Origin of the sequence: Pseudomonas sp. 5Ae-yellow (assembly GCF_014077575.1) — a bacterium.
Lineage (GTDB): Bacteria > Pseudomonadota > Gammaproteobacteria > Pseudomonadales > Pseudomonadaceae > Halopseudomonas > Halopseudomonas neustonica.
Map to the genome: position 1 here is coordinate 42102 of NZ_JACGWE010000017.1, position 23245 is coordinate 65346.

18 protein-coding genes are annotated in these 23245 nt (G+C 54.7%); 17 read left to right on the plus strand and 1 reads right to left on the minus strand.

The features are described from left to right. Positions 1-9: 9 nt before the first annotated feature. The gene (aceE, locus tag H4J77_RS11900; protein WP_123887582.1) at positions 10-2667 is read right to left on the minus strand and encodes a pyruvate dehydrogenase (acetyl-transferring), homodimeric type; all 2658 of its coding nucleotides are present in this window, start codon (positions 2665-2667) and stop codon (positions 10-12) included. 294 nt (positions 2668-2961) lie between these two features. On the opposite strand from aceE, the gene glnE reads away from it, so the two are divergent. The 17 genes from glnE (at position 2962) to H4J77_RS11985 (ending at position 23237) form a co-directional block, all read left to right on the plus strand. Next, a complete protein-coding gene (gene glnE, locus H4J77_RS11905; RefSeq protein WP_123887583.1) occupies positions 2962-5910 on the plus strand; it encodes a bifunctional [glutamate--ammonia ligase]-adenylyl-L-tyrosine phosphorylase/[glutamate--ammonia-ligase] adenylyltransferase in 2949 nt (982 codons plus the stop codon). Between the two features lie 78 nt (positions 5911-5988). Next, positions 5989-6912 carry a branched-chain amino acid transaminase gene (locus H4J77_RS11910; protein WP_123887584.1) on the plus strand — a complete coding sequence of 308 codons (924 nt, stop codon included), beginning with the start codon at positions 5989-5991 and terminating at the stop codon, positions 6910-6912. Between the two features lie 86 nt (positions 6913-6998). Beyond that, entirely contained in the window at positions 6999-8045 is a 1047-nt protein-coding gene (waaF, locus tag H4J77_RS11915; RefSeq protein ID WP_123887585.1) for a lipopolysaccharide heptosyltransferase II, read from the plus strand. 3 nt (positions 8046-8048) lie between these two features. Continuing rightward, the gene (gene waaC / locus H4J77_RS11920) at positions 8049-9113 is read left to right on the plus strand and encodes a lipopolysaccharide heptosyltransferase I (protein WP_123887586.1); all 1065 of its coding nucleotides are present in this window, start codon (positions 8049-8051) and stop codon (positions 9111-9113) included. Further along, positions 9113-10234, plus strand: coding sequence for a glycosyltransferase family 4 protein (locus H4J77_RS11925; RefSeq protein WP_123887587.1), 1122 nt, complete (start codon positions 9113-9115; stop codon positions 10232-10234). Before waaC ends, H4J77_RS11925 begins: the two co-directional genes overlap by 1 nt. Beyond that, complete coding sequence (gene rfaP / locus H4J77_RS11930; RefSeq protein ID WP_123887588.1) at positions 10231-11046, plus strand: lipopolysaccharide core heptose(I) kinase RfaP; 816 nt, start codon at positions 10231-10233, stop codon at positions 11044-11046. The genes H4J77_RS11925 and rfaP overlap by 4 nt, the downstream gene beginning before the upstream one ends. Further along, positions 11043-11789, plus strand: a complete 747-nt coding sequence (locus H4J77_RS11935) for a lipopolysaccharide kinase InaA family protein (protein ID WP_123887589.1) — start codon at positions 11043-11045, stop codon at positions 11787-11789. Before rfaP ends, H4J77_RS11935 begins: the two co-directional genes overlap by 4 nt. Next, positions 11786-12562: a lipopolysaccharide kinase InaA family protein gene (locus H4J77_RS11940; RefSeq protein WP_123887590.1), complete on the plus strand. Its 777-nt coding sequence runs from the start codon at positions 11786-11788 to the stop codon at positions 12560-12562. The genes H4J77_RS11935 and H4J77_RS11940 overlap by 4 nt, the downstream gene beginning before the upstream one ends. Next, on the plus strand, positions 12559-13992 hold the full coding sequence (locus H4J77_RS11945) for a lipopolysaccharide kinase InaA family protein (RefSeq protein ID WP_123887591.1): 1434 nt from the start codon (positions 12559-12561) through the stop codon (positions 13990-13992). Before H4J77_RS11940 ends, H4J77_RS11945 begins: the two co-directional genes overlap by 4 nt. A gap of 38 nt (positions 13993-14030) precedes the next feature. Then, complete coding sequence (locus H4J77_RS11950; protein ID WP_123887592.1) at positions 14031-14786, plus strand: class I SAM-dependent methyltransferase; 756 nt, start codon at positions 14031-14033, stop codon at positions 14784-14786. Beyond that, a complete protein-coding gene (locus H4J77_RS11955; protein WP_123887593.1) occupies positions 14779-15951 on the plus strand; it encodes a hypothetical protein in 1173 nt (390 codons plus the stop codon). Before H4J77_RS11950 ends, H4J77_RS11955 begins: the two co-directional genes overlap by 8 nt. Beyond that, positions 15944-16900: a glycosyltransferase family 2 protein gene (locus H4J77_RS11960; RefSeq protein ID WP_123887594.1), complete on the plus strand. Its 957-nt coding sequence runs from the start codon at positions 15944-15946 to the stop codon at positions 16898-16900. Before H4J77_RS11955 ends, H4J77_RS11960 begins: the two co-directional genes overlap by 8 nt. After that, positions 16901-18067 carry a hypothetical protein gene (locus H4J77_RS11965; RefSeq protein ID WP_123887595.1) on the plus strand — a complete coding sequence of 389 codons (1167 nt, stop codon included), beginning with the start codon at positions 16901-16903 and terminating at the stop codon, positions 18065-18067. Positions 18068-18094: 27 nt separating this feature from the next. After that, positions 18095-19000: a polysaccharide pyruvyl transferase family protein gene (locus tag H4J77_RS11970; RefSeq protein ID WP_235869604.1), complete on the plus strand. Its 906-nt coding sequence runs from the start codon at positions 18095-18097 to the stop codon at positions 18998-19000. Continuing rightward, on the plus strand, positions 18987-20297 hold the full coding sequence (locus tag H4J77_RS11975; RefSeq protein WP_158611211.1) for a Mur ligase family protein: 1311 nt from the start codon (positions 18987-18989) through the stop codon (positions 20295-20297). The genes H4J77_RS11970 and H4J77_RS11975 overlap by 14 nt, the downstream gene beginning before the upstream one ends. Positions 20298-20389: 92 nt before the next feature. Next, positions 20390-22144 carry a carbamoyltransferase gene (locus H4J77_RS11980; protein ID WP_123887598.1) on the plus strand — a complete coding sequence of 585 codons (1755 nt, stop codon included), beginning with the start codon at positions 20390-20392 and terminating at the stop codon, positions 22142-22144. Positions 22145-22430: 286 nt separating this feature from the next. Next, positions 22431-23237: a hypothetical protein gene (locus H4J77_RS11985; RefSeq protein ID WP_259364822.1), complete on the plus strand. Its 807-nt coding sequence runs from the start codon at positions 22431-22433 to the stop codon at positions 23235-23237. The last annotated feature ends 8 nt before the right edge of the window (positions 23238-23245 follow it).

A 23245-nucleotide genomic window follows, 5' to 3' on the forward strand; every position in this document is an offset into this window, starting at 1 on the left:
CGTCGCTCCTCAGCAGTCCAGTGGGTTGATCTTGTCAGGGTCGATACCGAAGGTCTTGAGTGCATCAGTCAGCACCTTGGGCTTCAGTTTGCCTTCTTCCACCAGCGCGCTAAGCGCGGTGTAGGCAACCCAGTGACGATCTACCTCGAAGAACTGGCGCAGTTTGCGGCGGCTATCGCTGCGACCGAAACCGTCAGTGCCCAGCACCTTGTAGGTGCCTGGAACCCATTCGCGAATCTGATCAGCGAACAGCTTCATGTAGTCGGTTGAGGCGATGACCGGACCGCTGCGCTTCTCAAGACACTGCTCAACAAAGGTGAGCTGCTTCTTGCGCGTGGGGTGCAGGCGGTTTTGACGCTCAGTCGCGAGACCGTCGCGGCGCAGTTCGTTAAAGCTGGTAACGCTCCAGATGTCGGCGGTAACGCCAAAGTCATCCTTGAGGATCGCTGCTGCCTCACGCACTTCGCGCAGAATGGTGCCGCTGCCCATCAACTGCACATGCAGGTCGCCCGGCTTGCCGGTCGAATCGAGCAGATACATGCCGCGCATGATGCCGTCCTGCACGTCCTTGCCCTTGGGCATGGCCGGCTGTTCGTAGGCTTCATTCATCACGGTCAGGTAGTAGTAGACGTTCTCCTGCTCTTCCATCATGCGGCGAGCGCCCTCGCGGATGATGACTGCCAGCTCGTAGCCATAGGTTGGGTCGTAGCTGCGGCAGTTGGGAATGGTGCTGGCCAGAATATGGCTGTGGCCATCCTCGTGCTGCAGACCTTCTCCGTTCAGCGTGGTGCGCCCAGCGGTACCGCCGATCAGGAAGCCCTTGGCGCGGCTGTCGCCAGCGGCCCAGGCCAGATCGCCAATGCGCTGGAAGCCAAACATCGAGTAGAAGATGTAGAAGGGCAGCATGGGCTGGTTGTGCGTGCTGTAGGCAGTGCCCGCGGCAATCCAGCTGGACATCGCGCCTGCTTCGTTGATGCCTTCTTCCAGAATCTGGCCCTTCTTGTCCTCGCGGTAGAACATCACCTGATTCTTGTCGACTGGCTCGTACAGTTGGCCAACCGAGGAGTAAATACCGAGCTGGCGGAACATGCCTTCCATACCAAAAGTACGGGCTTCGTCCGGCACAATGGGGACAATGCGCGGGCCGAGTTCCTTGTCCTTGACCAGCTGAGAAATAATGCGCACAAAGGCCATGGTGGTGGAAATCTCGCGATCTCCACTGCCGTCCAGAATGGCTTTGAGCGTATCCAGCGGCGGTACCGGTACCTTGTTGCTCTCGGTGCGGCGTTGGGGCATGTAGCCGCCCAAGGCTTCGCGGCGTGAGTGCAGGTATTTGTACTCGGCGCTGCCTTCTTCGGGTTTGTAGAAGGGCAGTTTTTCCAGTTCGTCGTCATTAACCGGAATATCGAAGCGGTCGCGGAATTTCTTCAGGCTGTCGATATCGACTTTCTTGGTGTTGTGCGCGGTGTTCTGACCTTGGCCAGCACCGGTGCCGTAACCCTTGATGGTCTTGGCCAGGATGACGCTGGGCTGACCTTCGTGGTTGACCGCATTGTGATAAGCCGCGTACACCTTGTAGGGGTCGTGGCCGCCCCGGTTGAGCTTCCAGATTTCTTCGTCGGACAGATCCTTGACCATGTCCTGCAGCTCGGGACGGGTGCCAAAGAAGTGCTCACGCACATAAGCGCCATCGTTGGCCTTGTAGTTCTGGTAGTCGCCGTCTACGGCGTCTTCCATGCGTTGTTGCAGCAGGCCGTTGTCGTCCTTGGCAAACAGGGGATCCCACATGCGGCCCCAGATGACCTTGATCACGTTCCAGTCGGCGCCACGGAAGCTGCCTTCCAGTTCCTGGATGATCTTGCCGTTACCGCGCACCGGGCCGTCGAGGCGCTGCAGGTTGCAGTTGATAACGAAGATCAGGTTGTCGAGCTTCTCGCGGCCGGCCAGAGCGATAGCGCCGAGCGATTCAGGCTCGTCGGTTTCGCCGTCGCCAACGAAGCACCAGACTTTCTGCTTGCCGGGCTCAATAAAGCCGCGGTGCTCCAGATACTTCATGAAGCGCGCCTGGTAGATCGCCTGGATCGGGCCAAGACCCATGGATACGGTCGGGAATTGCCAGAAATCGGGCATCAGCCAGGGGTGTGGGTATGACGAGAGTCCCTCACCATCGACTTCCTGGCGGAAGTTGTTCATCTGCTCTTCGCTGATACGACCTTCCATGAAGGCGCGTGCGTAGATACCGGGGGAAGCGTGCCCCTGGAAGAACACCAAGTCGCCACCGTGTTCTTCAGTCGGCGCCTTGAAAAAATAGTTGAAACCAATGTCATACAGGGTAGCGCTGGAAGCGAAGGTGGAAATGTGACCACCCAGGTCCGGGTCCTGTTGATTAGTACGCATAACCATTGCCAGGGCATTCCAGCGAACCATTGAGCGAATTCGACGCTCCATAAACAGATCGCCGGGCATACGGGTTTCGTGGGTAACCGGAATGGTGTTGCGATAGGGCGTGGTAATTGCGTAGGGCAGTGGGGTGCCGGTACGGCTAGCCAACTCGCCAAGGCGCGTCATCAGATAGTGAGCGCGATCTTCACCTTCATTGTCGAGTACGGATTCCAGGGCATCGAGCCATTCCTGGGTTTCGAGCGGATCGATATCGTCTTGCTTCATTATTGGTCTCCAGACCTTGTGGGCCTTGCAAGTGCCGGAATGCGCCATGCTGCTGTGAACGGATTAGTTCGCAGTCATGCCGTGCGCGGGTTTCCAAAACACCTGTGGGTGTTGTGACACGGGTTGACGGAATTTGTTCTTGTAGTTTTACTACAAAAAGACTGCTTATTCCAGCACGAATTAGCCTTTCATGTAGCTTTGCTACATTGTGACTCTCCGGTCGGCTTTGCCTGTGCTTTCCTGCCGACCGCCATCATGGCAAGCTGCCGTTTCGGTTTTTGTACAGGATAGACCATGGCCCATTCTCTGCCGCTTCTACCGGACGTATTGCGTCCCACTCTTGATCATCATTTGGCGCAATGGCGTGCCGCGGCAGATGCCGCTGGCTTGGCGTCGGAGCTGCCGTCACTCAGTGACGAGTTTCAACAGCAGTTACCCCAGGTATTGGCGGGCAGTGATTATGTCGCTGAGCAGTTACGACGTGATCCGGCGTTGGCATGGCGTTTACTCGAAGATGGTCTTTTATTGAGGTCACTGCATGGCGGTGAGATGCGCTCGATGCTCCAGCACGAGTTGCAGGATGTGGCCGATGAAGATGTGCTCGCGCAGCGTCTGCGCCGCTTTCGCCAGCTGCATCAGGTGCGCATCATCTGGCGTGATCTGACGCGTGTGGCGGTGCTGGCCGAGACCACTCGAGACCTGTCTGATATGGCGGACGTCTGTATCGACGAAGCCTATCGCTGGCTTTATGCGCAGACCTGCGTTGCGCTCGGTGAGCCGTGTAGTTCAAACGGGGAGCCACAGCACATGGTGGTATTGGGGATGGGCAAATTGGGTGCGTTTGAGCTCAACCTGTCCTCCGATATCGATTTGATTTTTGCTTACCCGGAACCCGGCGAGACGCAGGGCGGGCGGCGCAGCCTATCCAATCAAGAGTTTTTTATCCGGCTCGGTCAGAAGTTGATCAAGGCACTGGACGCGCCCACTGTCGATGGCTTTGTGTTTCGGGTCGATATGCGGCTGCGCCCCTATGGTGACAGCGGCGCGCTGGTATTCAGTTTTGATGCCCTGGAGCAGTACTATCAGAGTCAGGGGCGAGACTGGGAGCGCTACGCCATGATCAAGGCGCGTGTGGTCGCAGGTGATCAGGCTGCCGGCGCTGACCTGTTGGCGATGCTCAAGCCCTTCGTTTATCGCCGCTATCTGGATTTTGCCGCCATCGACGCGCTGCGCAGTCTTAAGCAGATGATTCAGCGTGAGGTGCAGCGCAAAGGCCTGCAGGATAACGTCAAACTGGGCTCTGGCGGTATTCGCGAGGTTGAGTTTATTGGCCAGGCGTTTCAGTTGATCCACGGCGGACGAGATCGTGCATTGCAACAGCGCCCGATTTTGGCCGTACTGCAAACCTTGGCAGCGAATAATTACCTGCCCGCCAGCGCGGTAGAGGAGTTGAGTGCGGCCTATTGCTTCCTGCGCGACACCGAGCACGCGTTGCAGGCCGTAGATGATCGTCAGACGCAGATGTTGCCAACTGATGCGCTGGGGCAGGCGCGGATCGCCTTCATGCTTGGCTTTGCTGATTGGGCGTCATTTCGTGAGCGGCTGGACCAGGAGCGCAATACGGTCGCTCGGCATTTTGCGGGGGTGATTGCCGATCCTGATGAGGATGAGGCTGAACCGCTTGCCCCCCACGCAGACTGGCTGCCACTCTGGGAGGGTACGCTGGATGAAGAGCAGGCTCTGGAGCAGTTAACTGAAGCAGGTTTTGATGATGCGGTTGCAGCGTTGCGCAAGCTGAACTCACTGTTGGCGTCCGGTCGCGTCAAGTCCATGCAGCGTCTTGGTCGTGAGCGCCTTGATGTGTTTATGCCGCGCTTGTTGGGCATGGCGGCAGAGCAGGAGAATCCAGACTTGGCGCTGGAGCGCGTGTTACCACTGATTGAGGCCGTGGCGCGGCGCTCGGCGTACCTGGTGTTGCTGACCGAGAATCCGAGTGCACTGCGTGAGCTACTGGTGCTGTGCTCAGCCAGCCCATGGATTGCCGAACAGATCACGCGCTATCCCGTGGTGTTGGATGAGCTGCTCAATGCCGGACGGCTCTATCGGCCGCCGGAACCGGATGAGCTGGCCGACGAGTTGCGTCAACAGCTGCTGCGTATTCCCGAAGATGATCTTGAGCAGCAAATGGAGACCCTGCGTTACTTCAAGCGTGCGCATATTTTGCGTGTAGCTGCCTCTGAGATCGCCGGCACATTACCCTTGATGAAAGTCAGCGATTACCTGACCTGGATTGCCGAGGCCATTCTGCAGCAAGTGCTTAAGCTGGCCTGGCGCGAAATGGTCTCTCGGCATGGTCAGCCTGCTCGCGCAGACGGGTCGCGCTGCGATATGGACTTTATCGTGGTCGGCTACGGCAAGGTGGGAGGCATAGAGCTGGGCCATGGTTCTGACCTTGACCTGGTGTTTGTCCACGATGGTGATCCACAATCGGAGACCGATGGCGCCAAGCCTATTGAAGGTAGCAAGTTCTTTACTCGCCTTGGCCAGCGCATTATCCACATGCTCAACACGCAGACGGTGTCGGGAGCGCTGTACGAAGTGGATATGCGTCTGCGGCCGTCAGGCGATTCTGGGCTGTTGGTGAGTTCGCTGACGTCCTTTGCCCGTTATCAGCGTGAAGAAGCCTGGACTTGGGAGCATCAGGCGCTGGTGCGCGCGCGCCCTCTGGTTGGCTGTCCTCGCCTTAGTGAGCGCTTTGCAGCTTTGCGCGCCGAGGTGCTAGGTCGCACGCGCGACGAATTGTCGCTTGCCCGTGGAGTGGCCTCAATGCGGCAAAAAATGCGCGATAACCTGGGTACGTCGGCGACTGCGGCCGGTACAAACGATGATGCTTTTACCGCTGCGCGCCTGTTTGATCTTAAGCAGGATGCTGGTGGTATCGTTGATATCGAATTTATGGTGCAATATGCGGTTCTGGCCTGGTCGTGCCGGTACCCCGAATTACTACGCTATACCGATAACATCAGGATTCTTGATGAGCTGCACAACGCTGGCCTGATCGCTGGCGAAGATGTACATCGTTTGCAGGAGGCTTACAAAGCCTACCGCGCGGCGGCTCATCGCCTGGCTCTGCAAAAGCAGCCGGGCAAAGTAAGCGGCGACCAGTTTCATGATTTCCGTCATGGAGTCATCAAGCTATGGCAGCAAATGCTGCCGCCCCCGGAGCCTGGCCCTTCTGTATGAGGACAGGCCTGCTGGAGCGCGCTCAGGCAGAACCAAGAACGTAAGACTGACAGAATAGAGAATATGGAGCTGGCTGCTATGTCGATGGCCGATCGTGATGGTGTTATCTGGTTTGATGGTGAAATGGTTCCATGGCGCGAGGCTAATGTGCATGTGCTGACGCATTCGCTGCACTACGGCATGGGCGTGTTTGAGGGCGTACGTGCCTACAACACGCCTGACGGTACGGCAATCTTCCGGTTGAACGCGCATACCGATCGCTTGTTTGATTCTGCGCATATCATGGGCATGAAGATTCCCTTTACCAAAGAACAGCTGAACGAAGCGCAACGCGCGGTGGTTCGCGAAAATAATCTGGAAACCGCTTACATCCGCCCGTTGGTGTTCTATGGCTCCGAAGGCATGGGTATTCGCGCTGACAACCTGCGAGTGCATGTGGTTATCGCTGCGTGGCATTGGGGCGCCTATATGGGCGAAGAAGCACTGGAACGCGGGATCAAGATCCGTACCAGTTCCTTTACCCGCCACCACGTCAACATCACCATGACCCGTGCCAAGGCCAGTGGCGCCTACATGAACTCCATGCTGGCGCTGCAGGAAGCGGTTTCTGCCGGTGCTGACGAGGCGCTGTTGCTGGACCCAGAAGGTTATGTGGCTGAGGGCTCGGGCGAGAACGTATTTATCGTCAAAAACGGCACTATTTACACGCCTGAAGTGACTGCCTGCCTTAACGGTATCACCCGTGCGACCGTGCTCGCGCTGGCCTCTCAGTTTGGCATCCCTATTGTTGAAAAACGCATCACCCGCGATGAAGTCTATATCGCCGACGAAGCTTTCTTCACGGGTACTGCTGCTGAAGTCACGCCGATACGCGAGCTGGACAATCGCCAGATTGGCGAAGGTCGTCGCGGTCCAGTGACCGAGAAGCTGCAGAAGGCTTACTTCGATCTGGTAACCGGCCAGACAGCTGAACATGCCGAATGGCGGACTCTGGTCAAATAAGCGGCAAGTGACAAGCTGCAAGCGGCAAGCAGTCAGGAATTGCTTTTCGACTTGCAGCTTGAAGCTTGCGGCTTGAAACTGCCCTTATGAATATTCTGATTGTAGGACCGAGCTGGGTAGGCGACATGGTTATGGCGCAAACCCTGTTCGTCTGCCTTAAGCAAGAGCACGGCGACGATTGCCAGATCGACGTACTGGCGCCGGACTGGAGTCGTCCGATTCTCGAGCGTATGCCCCAGGTGCGCCAGGCGCTCAGCTTTCCGTTGGGTCATGGTGCTCTTGAGCTGGCTACCCGTCGCCGCATTGGCCGCAGGTTGGCGGGACAATACGACCAGGCCATTCTCCTGCCCAATTCGTTAAAGTCAGCATTGGTACCGTTTTTTGCCGGTATACCGGTGCGTACCGGTTGGCGCGGCGAGATGCGCTACGGCTTGCTCAATGATGTGCGGGTGCTCGATAAAGAGCGTTACCCGTTGATGATTGAGCGCTTTATGGCCTTGGCTTACCCGGCGGGTGCCGAGTTGTCGCAACCTTATCCAAAGCCAGACCTGAAGATCGAAGATGACTCGCGCGCGGCGGCCTTGTCTCGGTTCTCACTGGAACAGGATCGGCCGATATTGGCGTTGTGCCCTGGTGCCGAGTTTGGCGAAGCCAAGCGCTGGCCGAGCGAGCACTACGCTAAAGTCGCCGAGCAGAAAATCCGTGAAGGTTGGCAGGTGTGGTTGTTTGGTTCCAAGAATGATCATCCGGTGGGTGAGCAGATCCGCGCGAGATTGATTCCTGGGCTGCGCGAAGAAGCCGTCAATTTGGCCGGTGAGACGAGCTTGGCCGAAGCCATTGACTTGCTGTCCTGCGCCTCTGCGGTCGTTAGTAACGACTCTGGTTTGATGCACGTAGCCGCCGCACTGAATCGTCCGCTGGTTGCCATTTATGGCTCAACATCACCCGGCTTTACGCCACCCTTGGCCGAGCAGGTTGCGACCGTACGCCTGGGATTGGAGTGCAGTCCTTGCTTTGATCGTACCTGCCGCTTTGGTCATTACAATTGTCTGCGCGATCTGCCACCGGCTCAGGTGGTTGATGCGCTGGATAAACTGGTTGGCCATACTCTGTCTGACCCGCAGGACCAATAGCCGATGCGCGTATTGGTGATCAAAACCACGTCACTGGGTGACGTGATTCATACCCTTCCCGCGATTACGGACGCAGCGCGCGCCGTGCCCGGTATCCGTTTTGACTGGGTGGTGGAAGAAGGCTTTGCCGAGATACCCGCTTGGCATCCAGCGGTTGACCGGGTTATTCCGGTTGCTGTCAGACGTTGGCGCAAGAACCTGTGGCAAGCGCTCTCCAGTGGCGAGTGGCGCGATTTCAAGCGAAAAATAAGCGACGTTGAATACGACCTGGTAATAGACGCACAGGGCTTGCTGAAGAGCGCCTTGCTCAGTCGTTATGCGCGCGGCATGGTCGTAGGTCTGGATAAGGAGTCTGCTCGCGAGCCCTTGGCTAGCCGCTTCTATGGGCAGAAAGTTGAGGTGCCATGGGGGCAGCATGCGGTAGAGCGTACCCGCCAGTTATTCGCTCAGGCACTAGGTTATTCGGTCCCTGAGGGACTGGGAGAATATGGCCTCGCACCGCCATCGGCGGCAGAACACGCAACCGATAGCGCGCCCTATGTGGTGTTCCTGCATGGGACCACTTGGGTAACCAAGCATTGGCCGGAGCGTTACTGGCAAGAGTTGGCCCGGCAAGTCACCGATCTTGGGCTACAGGTCAAACTGCCCTGGGGCAGCTTGCCTGAACAAACCCGTGCGCAGCATATTGCTCAGGGGTTGGAGGCGGTGCAGGTATTGCCGCGCCTACCCTTGGCCGGTATAGCCGAGGTGTTGGCTGGTGCCAAGGCCTGCGTTGCTGTTGATACCGGGTTGGGGCATTTGGCAGCAGCGCTTGATGTGCCGACGCTGTCGCTGTTTGGTCCGACCAACCCTGGTTTTACGGGTGCCTATGGTCATGCGCAACAGCATTTGGCCAGCGACTTTGCCTGTGCGCCCTGCCTGCGCAAGACCTGTAACTATCAACCTACACCCATGGATGCGCAGCAGTTCGATCTGGCTAGCGAGCAGCCGCTCTGCTTCACCCGGTTGGCGCCGGATCACGTGCTTGCGCAGTTGGAAATCCTTATGTCTGTAACGAGAGCTGATTGATGCAACTGGCCTTTGTGCTCTACAAGTACTTTCCGTTTGGCGGTTTGCAGCGCGACTTTATGCGTATCGCCCAGGTGTGCCAAGCCAGAGGCCACAGCATTCGCGTCTACACCTTGATCTGGGAAGGTGACGTACCTTCCGGGTTTGAGGTCGTCGTGGCGCCGGTTAAGGCATTCAGTAACCATAGGCGTAATGAGAAGTTTACCGCCTGGATTGAAGCCGATTTGGCCAAGCGGCCGGTAGATCGCGTGGTCGGCTTCAACAAAATGCCGGGGTTGGATGTGTACTACGCGGCTGATCCCTGTTTTGAAGACAAGGCACAGACGCTGCGCAATCCTCTGTATCGCTTTTTTAGCCGTTATCAGCACTTCGCCGCCTACGAGCGTGCGGTTTTCTCGCCCGCGGTTGGTACCGAAATTCTGATGATTTCGGATGTGCAGCTGCCGCTATTTACCAAGCACTACCGCACACCGCTAGAGCGCTTCCATATGCTGCCGCCGGGTATCTCGCCAGATCGCCGTGCACCGCCGAACGCAGCAGAAGTGCGTGCCGAATTTCGGGATGAATTCAAGTTGTCGGACGATGACCTGTTGTTGGTGCAAATTGGCTCAGGCTTTATCACCAAGGGCGTAGACCGTTCAATCAGAGCAGTGGCCGCGTTACCGCCAGCGCTCAAGTCGCGGGCGCGTTTGATGGTGATTGGGCAGGACGATCCGGCCAGCTTCCAGCGCCTGGCGCGCTCGCTAGGGGTTGCCGATCAGGTTGAATTCCTGACGGGGCGCAGTGATGTACCACGTTTTCTACTGGGCGCAGATCTGCTGGTTCATCCAGCCTACAACGAGAACACGGGCACCGTATTGCTGGAAGCATTGGTGGCTGGCCTGCCGGTACTGGTGACGGATGTTTGTGGTTACGCTCACTATATTTCAGAGGCAGACTGCGGTTTGGTCGTGCCTTCACCTTTTGACCAAAAGGTGTTGAACAAAATGCTGGCGGATATGTTGAATAATGTTGAGTTACGTCAAAGCTGGAAACTAAACGCGCTTCGCTTTGCTGATCAGGAAGATCTTTACAGTCTGCCCGAGCGTGCGGCGGACGTGATTTTGGGAGCGCATTTGTGACCTTGGCGCTAAAAGAGCCCTTTGCATCGCTATGGGCTGGGCGAGACCCCTTTGTGGAAGTAGAGAGTCTGGAGGGTGAGGTCTTTCGCGAGCTGGAGGCCAGACGCACGCTGCGTACCGAAGTAGATGGCAAAGGTTATTTTGTCAAAATTCATCGCGGCGTTGGCTGGGGTGAGATCCTCAAGAACTGGACTACCTTTAAGGCTCCCGTGCTCGGTGCCGGGCAGGAGTGGCAGGCTATCGCCGCCTTGCAGCAGGCCGGCGTGCCGACCATGACAGCCGTCGCTTTCGGCGAGCGCGGACGCAATCCCGCCACTCAGCACTCATTCATTATCACGGAAGAGCTGGCGCCGACGATCAGTCTGGAAGACTTCAGCATTGACTGGCTGAGTAACCCGCCACAGCCCCAGATAAAGCGCGCGCTGATCGAGCGGGTAGCGCAGATGACACGGCAGATGCACCGTGCCGGGGTAAATCACCGTGACTGCTATATCTGTCATTTTTTATTGCACACGGATCAAGCGGTGACTGCCGATAATGTGCCGCTTTCGCTGATCGATCTGCATCGCGCGCAGGTACGCAGGAAGGTCCCGCTGCGCTGGCGTAACAAGGACTTGGCTGGTCTCTATTTCTCCGCGCTTAACATTGGCCTTACCCGTGGTGACAAGCTGCGCTTTCTGCGTACTTATTTTGCCATGCCGCTGCCAGAGATTTTCAAGCAGGAGGCAGCGTTGCTGCGTACGCTTGAGCGCAAAGCCGTCAAGCTGCAGGCACGTTTTGAGCGCAAATACGCGCCCGGCGCTGAATCATGAAGCGCTGGACACTTAACCCCGAATACGCGACCGGGGACAGCGGGCGGCTATTTGCCGATATTGACTCGGTATTCAACCTTGAGGGTGAACTTATCACCCGTGACCCGCTTAGCAGCGTACATAAAATATGGGTGGGTGATCGCTACTACTACCTCAAACGCTATACCGGTGCAGGCAAAAACCTGCGTCGCTATATTGGTCGTTCCAGGATTCAGGCCGAGTGGGAAAACCTGCTGACGTTTCAGGCGTGGGGTATCCCATCCGCACCGGTTGTCGCTTTTGGCTCAGAGCGCCAAGGTGGCGCTTTTTTGCGTGGTGCCCTGATTACTGAAGATTTGGCCGGCACCCGTGATTTAGCAGATTTGGCGAAAAACCACGACCCGCGTCTGGATGATCGTGAGTGGGTGCAGCATGTCTTTCGTCAGATAGCTAACGCGACGAGAATGATGCACGATCAACGCTTTACGCATAACGATCTCAAGTGGCGCAACATCCTGGTCGATGAGCGGCATAGAAGTCATGTTTACCTTATTGACTGCCCCGGCGGTTCGTTCTGGTGGGGTCCCATGCTGCAATATCGCATCATCAAAGACCTTGCCTGCCTGGATAAACTGGGCAAACGCTACCTTCGTCGTTCGCAGAGGTTAGCCTTTTTCAAAGCGTATCTCGGCAAGTCTGTACTGGATGATGCCGACAAGAAAAAAGCGCGCGCCATTGCGGCCTTTTTTGAGGGGAGAGAATGAGTCGTTTACCCTTTGTGGCAGTTAATGCCCATGACGTTCTGAGTCGTCATGGGCTTGATAGTTTTGAAGCGCTGTGGACATTGGATCTGGCCGCAGTGGACGCGCCCAATACCGGGCGTGGCGGCTGGAGCAGTGTGCACCGGCTGCAGTTGGAAGACGTCAACGGGGAGCTGCAGAGCTTTTATCTGAAACGCCAGGATAATCACTGCACCAGAACCCTGCATGCCCCCTTGGGCGAGCCTACCTTTGCCCGCGAGTTTCGCGCGGTACAACAATATGCCCAGCTCGGTATTCCCGCGCTCGAGGCGGCCTTTTTTGATCGCCGCGAGAGTCAGGGCCACAAGCAGGCGGTATTGTTGACCCGAGCGCTGGACGAGTATGCGCCGCTGGATGAATGGTTTGATCGCTGGCAGGAACTCAGCGCCTTACAGAAGCGTACCTTGCTGCAAGCGGCGGGCGCGCTGGTGCGTGCGCTGCACAATGCCGGAGTGATACATAATTGCCTGTATCCCAAGCATATTTTCTTGAAGTTGCATGGCGATGGCGCGGGGGCTCGATTGATCGACCTGGAGAAAACCCGTGGTGCCTGGTTTGGCCAGCGTGACTTTGTGCGTGATCTTGAAACCTTGAATCGCCGCAGCACAACGCCCAGTCGAACCCAGCGCATGCGCTTTATGCTCGCTTACTTCGGTTTGCGCCGACTGGACGCTGATAGCAAGGCGCTGGTCCGTCGCTTGTTGGCTAGACAGGCCGGCAAGGTAGCGAAGCGATGACATTGACCGCTGAGTTGCAACAATCCGGGCGTGAGCCAGCACTTCCTCTGCGGCTACCGCTAGGCGAGGGCACAGAGCTCTGTGTTGAACAATGGCTACGGGTATTGCCGGGCAAGCGTTTAGTCGCCCGTGCCCGTCAGGGTGAGCGCACCGTTTTGCTCAAGTTGTTTGTCGCGGCGGGCGCGGCGCGACACAGCCAGCGCGAACTTGCTGGTGTCGAAGTCTTGCGTGAGCAAGGCGTACGAACTCCGGTGTTGTTGGCAGAGGGTGAGATTGAGGGCGGTGGTCGCTATTTGATTAGCGAGTTTTTAGTGGACGCCAACTCATTGCAGCAGCGCTGGGATGCTCTGGCCAGTCGGCAGCCCGGTGACCCGCAAGCTATGGCGCTGCTTGGCCAAGCGCTCGCGTTGATCGGTGATATGCATAGCAAAGGTTTGGTGCAGACGGACCTTCACCTGGGTAATTTTCTGCTCCAGGCTGATCAGTTGTACGTTATTGATGGCGATGCGGTTGAAGCGCAAACCCCGGGTCAGCCGCTAACGGCGGAAGCTGCTCAGCAAAATCTCGCTATTTTCTTTGCGCAGCTGCCAAGCGAGTGGGATGAGCTGACCGAGCTGCTGTTAATCGACTATCTTCAGCACAACCCGATTGCGCTTAACCCCGATACCTTGGCGGCAAGCATTGAAAAAGTGCGCCATAGACGTCAGGAGGACTATCTCGGCAAGAGCCTGCGTGATTGCACGCTGTTCTCGGTCAAGCGCACCTGGTGGCGTTTTGCCGCGTCAGTACGCACCCAAACTCAGCGTCTGAGCGCACTGCTCTCCGATCCCAATCAGTGCTTTATTGGCCAGTCGTTGCTCAAGGACGGTGGGAGCAGCACGGTAGTAAAGGTTGAATCTGAGCAAGGCGATCTCGTCGTCAAACGCTACAATATCAAGAGTCTTGGTCACTGGTTGAGCCGTTTCTGGCGTCCCAGCAGGGCCTGGCATTCCTGGTTGGCTGCCCACCGCTTGCAATTCCTCGGCATCTCCACACCAGCCCCACTGGCTATGATTGAACGCCGTTTTGGCCCTTTGCGTAGGCAGGCCTGGTTGATCACCGAGTTTTGCGCAGGTGAGAACCTGCTTGAGTACTTTGGCGAAGAGGGCGGGCGTGAGCCAAACGAAGAAGAGGCGGCTGCGCTACTTGGCTTATTTGAACGGCTAAGGCGCTCGCGTATCAGTCACGGCGATTGCAAGGCGACCAATCTGTTGTGGCACGCGGGTAATGTGGTGTTGATCGATCTGGATGCCATGCAGCAGCATGATAGCAACGGCTCAACATGGATCAAAGCGTGGGAAACTGACCGGGCTCGCTTTATTCGTAATTGGCCAACAGACAGTCTTTTGGCACAGTGGCTTGAAGATAGATTGCCGGGATCCGCTGTATAGTGACGAGTTACGGTTAAAAATCAGGATGTGAGTCGGAAATGGATTATTCCGCTGTATTTGGAAATCGCGCTACAAGCTATCTTGGCGCCTCCGAGCGTTACCCTGCTATTCGGGAGCAGGAAATCGCGCGTTTTGTTGACCTTCTTTGTCTTAAACCGGGTGAGACATTCCTTGATATTCCTTGTGGGAATGGCCTTGTGTCAGAAAGAATAGCGCCTACAGTGCGCTATCTCGGCCTGGATCCTGCCGCGACTTTTGTAGATCATTGCCGAAACCGCAATAAACCCGTAGTTCAAGCTTCTATGCGGTGTACAGGGCTGCCCTCAGGTAGCGTTGATGTTATTGGCAGCCTCACTGGTATTCACCATGAGGCCGATCGATTAACACTCTATGCCGAGTGGTTTCGTTTGCTTAGACCTGGCGGCCGCCTTGTTATCGCTGATGTTGCATGCGGCGGCGAAGTGGATCGATTTCTTAACGAGTTTGTAAATGAGTGGAACAGTGAAGGTCATGACGGCAACTTTCTCTGCGAGCAAGATGTGCAGCTGGTCAAACAGAGCGGCTTTGCAAACGTACTCTTCAGCCAGCTGAATCATGACTGGCAAGCCCCAACTGAGATTGAGATGTACGATTTCATGCTTGCATTGTTTGGTTTGGACAAACAGCCTTCGCTCGCTGCTACTCAAGAGGCATGGCGACATTTGGGATGGTCGAAGGATCGGGAAGTTTGTCGCCTGCCATGGTCACTGAGCGTTATCAGCGCTCAAAAACCAGAGGTGGCCACGTTTGAATGAGATCGTATTGCGTAAAGTCGGTTGGCAGCCCGCTGGGCAGGACAGTTTTGCCCGAGTTGACTTTGAGATCGACACCCCCTCGCGGCGCTACCATACCTACATAGCGGGTGCAGGTATACAGCAGCAGCCCGGTATTGAGGCCGGCGTGGCGTTGGCAATACTGGCTGCAATGCGCACAGGCAGAGATCTCAGGGTTGAAGGAGCTTTGTCCAATACCTTTTTGCAGGGATTAGGGCTCTATATAGAGCGTTTTGTAAAAAGCTTTCCCGATTTCAAGCCGATCAAGGTTATTCCTGCCAGCGTTTATGATGCGTCCTCACCTGAACTGCCATCCACTCGTTGTGGCAGTTTTTTTTCCGGTGGCGTTGACTCCTTTTTTACGCTGATTAAAGGCGCTGCGGATATAACAGATATTATTTATATCCACGGTTTTGATGTCCGCCTGGATGACTTTTCTCGACGCGAAGCAGTTGACTCGATGGGCGCGGCAGTCGCTGCTGAGTTTGGGGTGAGATATTGCTCAGTAGAGAGCAATATGGGCAAAGTTCTGCAAGCCTTTGGTAGCTGGCCGCAGCACGCCCATGGTTTGGCTATGATTGCGGTTGCTCGTATGTTCGCCGGAGCTATCGCGCAAATTCGCATCCCAGGGACTTTCTCTATCGGTGAGCAAAAGCCGTGGGGATCCTGGTTGTTGACCGACCCTTTGTTTTCCGATGAGCGCTTGCGCATTGTGCATGATGCTTGCGATGCGAGGCGCATGGACAAGATTAGGCGGTTGGCACAGTCCCCGCTTGCCTTGCGTCATCTGCGGGTGTGCTGGGAGAGCGTGGATGGCATGTATAACTGCTGTCGATGTGAAAAGTGTTTGCGCACAATGACCTCGTTAGACATTCTCGGCGTATTGGACCAGTCAACTGCATTCGCATTACCCCTTGAATACGAGCAAGTCGCTGCCGTGTGTTTACCTCGTAACGGTTTGCGAATATTTCCTCGGGAAAATCTATCCATGTTGAAAGAGACTGGAAAATGTATGCCAGAGCTTGAGGCTGCACTCTATAGGCAACTGCACAGGCCGATCTGGTTTTCGCGCTTACGTTTAAAGTGGCGCAAAAGGTTGGTGCGTTGGGGCCGTCTGGTCCATTTGCAGGATAAGCGGGATGCGTGAGCATCGCAGCGTCTTATCTTCACCCCCGTTAACCGATTGTATTCTTTCGGTTGTGATACCTGCACACAACTATGCGGCTTTTCTGGTCGCGACGCTGGATTCTGTTGTGTCGCAGTTGACTGGCGAAATGGAGCTGATTGTGGTCGATGATGGCTCGACCGATACAACAGCACTGATCTTGGCAGATTACGTTGTTCCCAATGAAATCTGTGCCGCATATGTTCATCAGGAAAATAGCGGCGCAGGCGCGGCGCGCAACCGAGCGGTGGCCTTGGCCAGGGGACGCTGGATTTTGCCATTGGATGCTGATGATGCTCTATATCCTGGGGCTTTGGCATCGATTTTGTTGGCTTTGAAGCAGTCTCCCGAGACAGAGCTCTTAGTCGGTGGCTATGTAGTCTCTGATCTGAAGGGTAACAAAAAAATGCGCAAAGCCTCCCGCCTTCCAGAGCTACCTCACACGAGGGTGAAGGGGTTTTTGCTAGGTAAGCGTATCTCTGTAGTGCATGGAGCTGTCGTTTTTGCTCGGACGTTATTACTGAACTGCCCTTACCCTGAAATGTTGCGGCAAGGGGAGGATATATCTGTTTTTGCTCATGCCTTGGCCCGCCCCCATGTTTATCGTCTGGCTCGGCCTTTAGCTATCATTAGTAAACACCCTGATAGTTTGCGCCATGATTTCAACTTGCCTCTGTCACACGGTAATCAGTTAATTGAACAGGTTTTTTCCTCGCTACCGACCGAATACGCTATTTATCGCACCCGCTTTGAAGGCCAGCGGACGTTGTCTGTTTTCAGGCGTTGTTATCGTGCCGGCGAACTTAATAACGCAGATCTTCTGTTCAGAAAGGCATGGCGTTTATCTTGGCAGCAAGCATGTCGCTGGAGCTACCTTTCCAAGTGGCTCCGGTTGCGCCTCTCCTTGGCATATACAGGCGAGCGGAGTTGAATGATGCAGCAAAACATTGCAACTGAGCCGTTTGTTAAATGCACGGTAGCAACAGAGGCGGGTATTGGCAGAGTTGAGTACCAAATTGAAATTGCCGATAAAGTTTATCGAGTCTTTTTTGATTCACCTCGCGCACCATTGAGTGGGAGTGTTGAGGCGGCGGTCTGTATGTCTGTTTTGGGCGCTATGCGTCAAGGCTTGCAGATCGTGATTGACGATCCTGTTTCACGTACATTTCTGATTAATCAGCAGCAACTGGTTAGTATTTTTACTGGTTGGTTTACGCAGTACAAGCGGCCGGAATGGAACGCAAAATTAATCCGCAAAGCTCACGCAAGCGGAGCTACTCGTGTAGGTAGCTTTTTCACTGGAGGCGTAGATTCCTTCTACACCTTTTTGAAAAACAAGTCTGACATTACCGATCTGATCTATGTTCACGGCTACGATGTGCGTCTAGAAGATACGCAGAAGCGACTTGCCATATCGGCCATGGGTGCAGCGGTAGAGCGCGAAACAGGTGTGCGCTTCATTGAAATTGAAACCAATGCAGTAAGGTTGTTTAAAGATTACGGCAAGTGGGGTTTGCACGGGCACGGATACGGGCTCGGCACTATTGTGCGGTTACTTGAAGGCTATCTTGAACGAATCTATATCCCGTCCTCGTTTGCCGAAGCAGAATTGATGCCTTGGGCGTCCCACCCCGCCACTGACGTTCTTTTTTCGGATGAGGCAATCACGGTTATTCATGATGGGTGCGAAGCTGCGCGCACGCAGAAACTTCAGTCAATTGCCAATAGTGCGATGGCACTGCAGCATCTAAGGGTCTGTTGGGAAAAGCTTGAAGGGGCATATAACTGCGGTCGATGTGAGAAATGCTTACGAACTATGACGACGCTTTACGGGCTGGGGCTTTTATCCAAGGCTACTACCTTCCCGGAAGTCCTTTCTGTCTCTGCCATTCGTGGCTTACTTTTAGATAGTGAATCTGCTCGCACCTTTGCTGCTGAGAATATTCGTTTTTTGGATGATATGGGGTTTCGCGAAGATCCAGTTCGTGCAGCCTGGATACATGCTGCCAATCGACCCGCCTGGAAGCTCGCACTTATCCGTCGCTCACGCCGTACTTGGAAAAAGTTCTTGAGGCAGTGGAAAAAAATAACAACCTAATTTGATCTTGAGAGGTTTTTTGTGGATATGCGAGTTCTGGAGTTTACCAGTCCGGTATTTCAGCGTTTTTTCAACCTAGGGGATGATATTCAAACGCTCGCCATGAGCCGCTTGCTCCCGCATGTTGATGGTCACGTTTGTCGCGAAGCCTTGAGTTTAGTGGATTCTGAATGCGTGGTTCCGATCAACGGGTTTTTCATGAATACTGAAAACTGGCCGCCTTCGCCCAAAGTGAAACCGGTTTTTTTTGCTTTTCATGTGCGTCCTGAGTCTGTTGGTATAATTTTCTCGACTGAAGGCGTTGCTTATCTTAAACGCTGGCAGCCTATTGGTTGCAGGGATTTGGGTACGCTTGAACTGATGCGTAATCATGGTATAGAGGCATACTATAGTCGGTGCGTTACCTTGACTCTGCCGCGTCGTCAGAGTGCTCCTGCAAAGGGAGAGGTTTTTCTGGTAGGAATTAGTGCTACTGCTCGGCAAGCGATTCCTGCCGACCTCAGGAAGCAGGCCGTTACTGTCGATCAAGCTAAAGTCAGGCTGCCTATCAATAATACCGCTATTAAGCTTGCGCTCGCAGAAGAGTTGCTGGTGCAGTATCGAGACCGTGCCCGCCTGGTCATTACCTCAAAAATACACTGCGCCTTACCCTGCATCGCGATGGGTATACCTGTTGTTTTTCTATATGACAACGCAAAGCAGCAGGACTACCGCGTTAGTCTTATTAAGGATCTGGTTGGCATCAACTATATTTATGAGCGGGGTTTATTTGCTCGCTTTTTGAATCGCTGGCGCTCACGCAGTATTGACTGGTCGCCCGCCAGTCTAGACATTGAGCAGATGAAAATCAGCATACGCGAGCAGTTCTCTAGTGCGCTGCAGCGCGTGGTGTCACTCAGCAAAAATGCAGTTAATGCCAATGAAATTCATTAAAGAGCGCGTGATTGGCAAGCTGGGGTTTATGCTTTGTCAGAGACGAAAACCCTCCCGCGAAGAGCTGGATTTCTGGCTTGGTTCGCGTGCTCGTCGACGCCTTGGCAACAGTCGCTTTATAGGTGTGACTGGTAGCGCGGGCAAGTCGACCTGCAGTTCATTACTGCACCACCTGCTCAGTGAGCGTTATATCGTTGCCGCTTCCTTGATCGAGAATACGCCACGAGTGCTCGCGAGGCGACTGTGCCAAGTTGAGCGTAAAGATGCATTTGTGGTCATGGAAATGAGTGGTCATGAGGCGGGGGTGCTGGATCGCTCATGTGCTCTGGTGCAGCCGGAAATGGGTATTGTCATCTCTGTGAGCAATGACCATTACGCTAACTTTAGGGGCATAGATAACGTAATTAAAGAAAAAAGCACCCTGGTTAGCACAGTGGCGGCGAGCGGCCGCGTATTTATCAATTCTGATGACCCTGCGGTGCTTGGTATGGCGCCATTGGCGCAGGCGAAAGTAATTACATTTGGCTGCAGTCAGGGCAGTGATTATCAGGCGCAGCGGGTACGCCTTGATGATGACGGAAATCTCTGCTTCGATTGTTGTTACAAGTCAGAATTGGTTAGTTTCAAGCTGGCTTTGTTTGGTCTACATTTTTTGCCAAGTGCGCTGGCGGCGATAGCTTGCGCAAATCAATGCGGTATCCCTCTTGAGGTTTTGAAGTCCCAAGCAGAAAGTTATACGTCGTTGCCCGGTCGGTGTGATTTATATCAGCTAATGGATGGTCGCACGGTCATCTGTGACACGGTAAAGGCGCCTTATAGCACTCTTGGTCTTGCTATAGGTGCTTTGGACGCATTTCCTCGCAGTCGTCCGCGTCGCATAGTGTTAGGTAACATATCTGATTACCCAGGCGCGTTCGGGCCCAAGTTGCGGCGTATAGCCGTCCAGGCTTTGGCTGTTGCTGATCAGCTGATTTTGCATCGACCACCGGGGGATGTAGACCGGCTTATCGCAAAGCACGGAAGCGACAAAGTCAAAGTGTTTGATCGAGTCAGCGACATTCAAGAATTTCTTGGAGAAAACGGTACCCCTAATGACGTGCTGTTATTGAAAGGCTCATCAGTTAACCACCTCGAAAGCCTACTTCTGCCCTGGCTGGGCAGAGCGCCTTGTGATCGCGAGCCCTGTGGTTTCAAGCACAGCTGCTTCAGTTGCCAATATGGATTCCTGATGCCCGGGGGCAGAGATTTTCTGAAATACCACGAGTATAAAAACGGCTTAGTCAGAAAGGTTATTTAGCTCAAGGCAAATTGAGGGGCATGATCTGCTTCATTTGAGTGCGGCAGAGTGTAAAATCAATCCTTTCGCATACTGACTCAAGAGGCAACCCTGTGGCATTGACGATCCTTGGACTTTCCGGCGCGCTGAGTCATGACCCCTCCGCTGCGCTATACATAGACGGCAAACTGATCGCAGCGGTTGAGGAGGAGCGCTTTGTTCGCGATAAGCACGCGAAAAATCGCATGCCTTACGAGTCGGCAAAATTTTGTCTGGAGCAGGCGGGTATCAAGCCGGCTGATGTTGATATTGTCACCATTCCGTTTGCCCCCATCAGTTTATTTGGCAGCAAGGCGCGCTGGCATTACGCCAAGCGTTACTGGTACGCGCCGGACCGCTCTCTGGATGCGTTACTGACGGGTAACCGCCGCTTCAAACGTTATCGCAACAAGATTCTGTGGTGCCTGGAGCAGCTGGGGTTTGATGCCAAGAAAGTACGTTTGGAGCCGGTTGAGCACCATCTGGCTCACGCCTCCAGCGCCTACCACTGCTCGGGCTTTACCGAGAAGACCGCGATCATGGGCATCGACGGCAAGGGTGAGTACGCGACTACCTTTTTTGGTTATGGGGAGAACGGCAAGATCCACAAGATCAAAGAGTTTTATGATCCGGATTCCTTGGGCGGTCTCTACGGTGCGTTAACCGAGTTTCTTGGTTTTGAAATGCTCGATGGTGAGTTCAAGGTCATGGGCATGGCGCCCTATGGCGATGCCAGCAAATACGACTTTTCACGCCTAGCCAAGTTTGAAAATGGTGAGCTGATCATCAACACCGACTACGCCAACGTGATTGGCTTTCGTCGCTACAAGGACAAAGGTAAGGGATACTACTTCTCGCCCAAGTTGATCGAGTGGTTGGGGCCCAAGCGTGAGGGTGATATCGCCGATGATCCTTACGTTCACTATGCCGCCAGCATGCAAGCTCTGTTCGAGAAGCTGGCGCTGGAAATGATGGACTACTATCTCGGCGACATTCTGCGTGAAACCGGGCGCCTGGCGTTCGCGGGCGGCTGCGCACTAAACGTTAAACTGAATCAGCGGATTATTGCTCGCCCCGAGGTCAAGGAGCTGTTTGTGCAGCCTGCCTCTGGTGATGCGGGCACCGCGGTTGGTGCTGCTTCCTATATCTCGGTGAAGAATGGCGTGCCGGTGGAAAAGATGGAGCACGTCTATCTCGGCCCTGCATACAGCAACGAAGACATCATCGCTGCCTGCGCGCGGCATCCCAACTCGCCGCAGTGGGAAAAAATCGATGACGTTCCGCAGGAAATCGCCAAAGTGCTGGTGGAGGGTAATCCCGTCGCTTGGTTCCAGGGGCGTATGGAGTTTGGTCCGCGTGCACTGGGTGGCCGCTCAATCATCGGTTGCCCAAGCGTTAAAGGCGTTGCCGACCGCATCAATGAGCAGATCAAGTTCCGTGAGCGCTGGCGCCCATTTTGCCCGTCTATGCTCGATACCGTCGCTGACAAGATGCTCGGGGTGGATCACCCGTCACCTTTCATGACTTTCACCTTTGACGTTAACGATGAGTGGAAGAACAGAGTTCATGAAGTGGTACACGAGGACGGAACGGCACGAGCACAGGTACTCAAGCGCGAATACAATCCGCGCTACTACGACCTAATGAAAGAACTGGAAGTCATGACCGGTAACGGTGTGGTGCTGAATACGTCGCTTAATCGTCGCGGGGAGCCTATGGTGTGCTCGCCGACTGATGCACTGGATATGTTCTACGGATCGGATCTGCAGTTCTTGATCATGGAAGATATTCTGGTGGTCAAGAAAGAGCCCAAACAAAACGATGTCTGATCCAAGTATTGTCTATTTTTCCAAGATGTTTCAGGCGGTGCCGCCGCTTGCGCAAGTAGCTCGGCAGCTGCCGGGTGCGTTTGTCAGCAGCCGGCGCAGTACTCTGCGGGCGGCACGTGCTCACTACCCTGAGCTATTAACCGCGCGTTACTCTCGCTACTTTGGTGCTCTTTCCAAGGGGAATCGACTGCTGGACGGTGCCGATGTCATAGTTACAGGTTCGCCCTACAAAAACTTTTTGCAGCCTTATAGCGCAAAAAAATGCACAGTTTTTCACGGCACTTACATGATGCTCAGCCAGCACGCGCTAGAACAAAATGCGCATTTCGACTTGCTTTGCGTTACAGGGCCGCGGATGAAAACTATGATCGAGCGCTTTTCGCTCGGCATGAACCTGCGCACTGTTGATACCGGTTTTCTGCCTTTTTGTGAATACCCCGAACGGAGCGCTATTCAGCGCGGACAGGTGTTGAGAGGACTGGGCCTAGGTGTCGACAAGCAGACTGTGCTTTACACATCCAGCCGTCGCGGATTTGGTTCGTGGCAGCGTGCAGCGGAGCAGTTATTGAAATCGGCTCCGGCTCACTTCAATGTCATTTTGCGCCCACATCCAAGCCAAGCGCTTACCTCCAGGCGGCGTGATCGCGAGAGTTTTCGGCATATCCAGCAACTGATGACGCGGCGTGGCAATGCTTTCCTTGACCTCAGCTCGAGGGCCTTGTCTGAGGTTCTGTCGGTGGCGGACCTGGTGGTTTCAGACGCCAACTCTCCCAGTGAGGAGGCGCTTTTTTATGATATTCCGCAGCTATTTATTGAAACGCCAGAGTGCTCCAGAAACATTATCCAGGAAATCGGGACTAAGGAAGCTATGCATCCGGACGATCTGGGGCAGCTACTGACTCTATATGACTGTGGGCTGAACCTGACGATCAAAGATGCACCAGTAGCTTTTTCATCCATATTGGATAAGGCGATAGCGGACGCCCCTGTCTATGCACAACAGCGGCAGGCCTATTTTTCCTGGGTATTTGGCAGTCGTGACCGTACGGCTCACCAGCGTGTTGCCGAAGCCATAAAAACGTATCTGCTTTGAAATAGAGG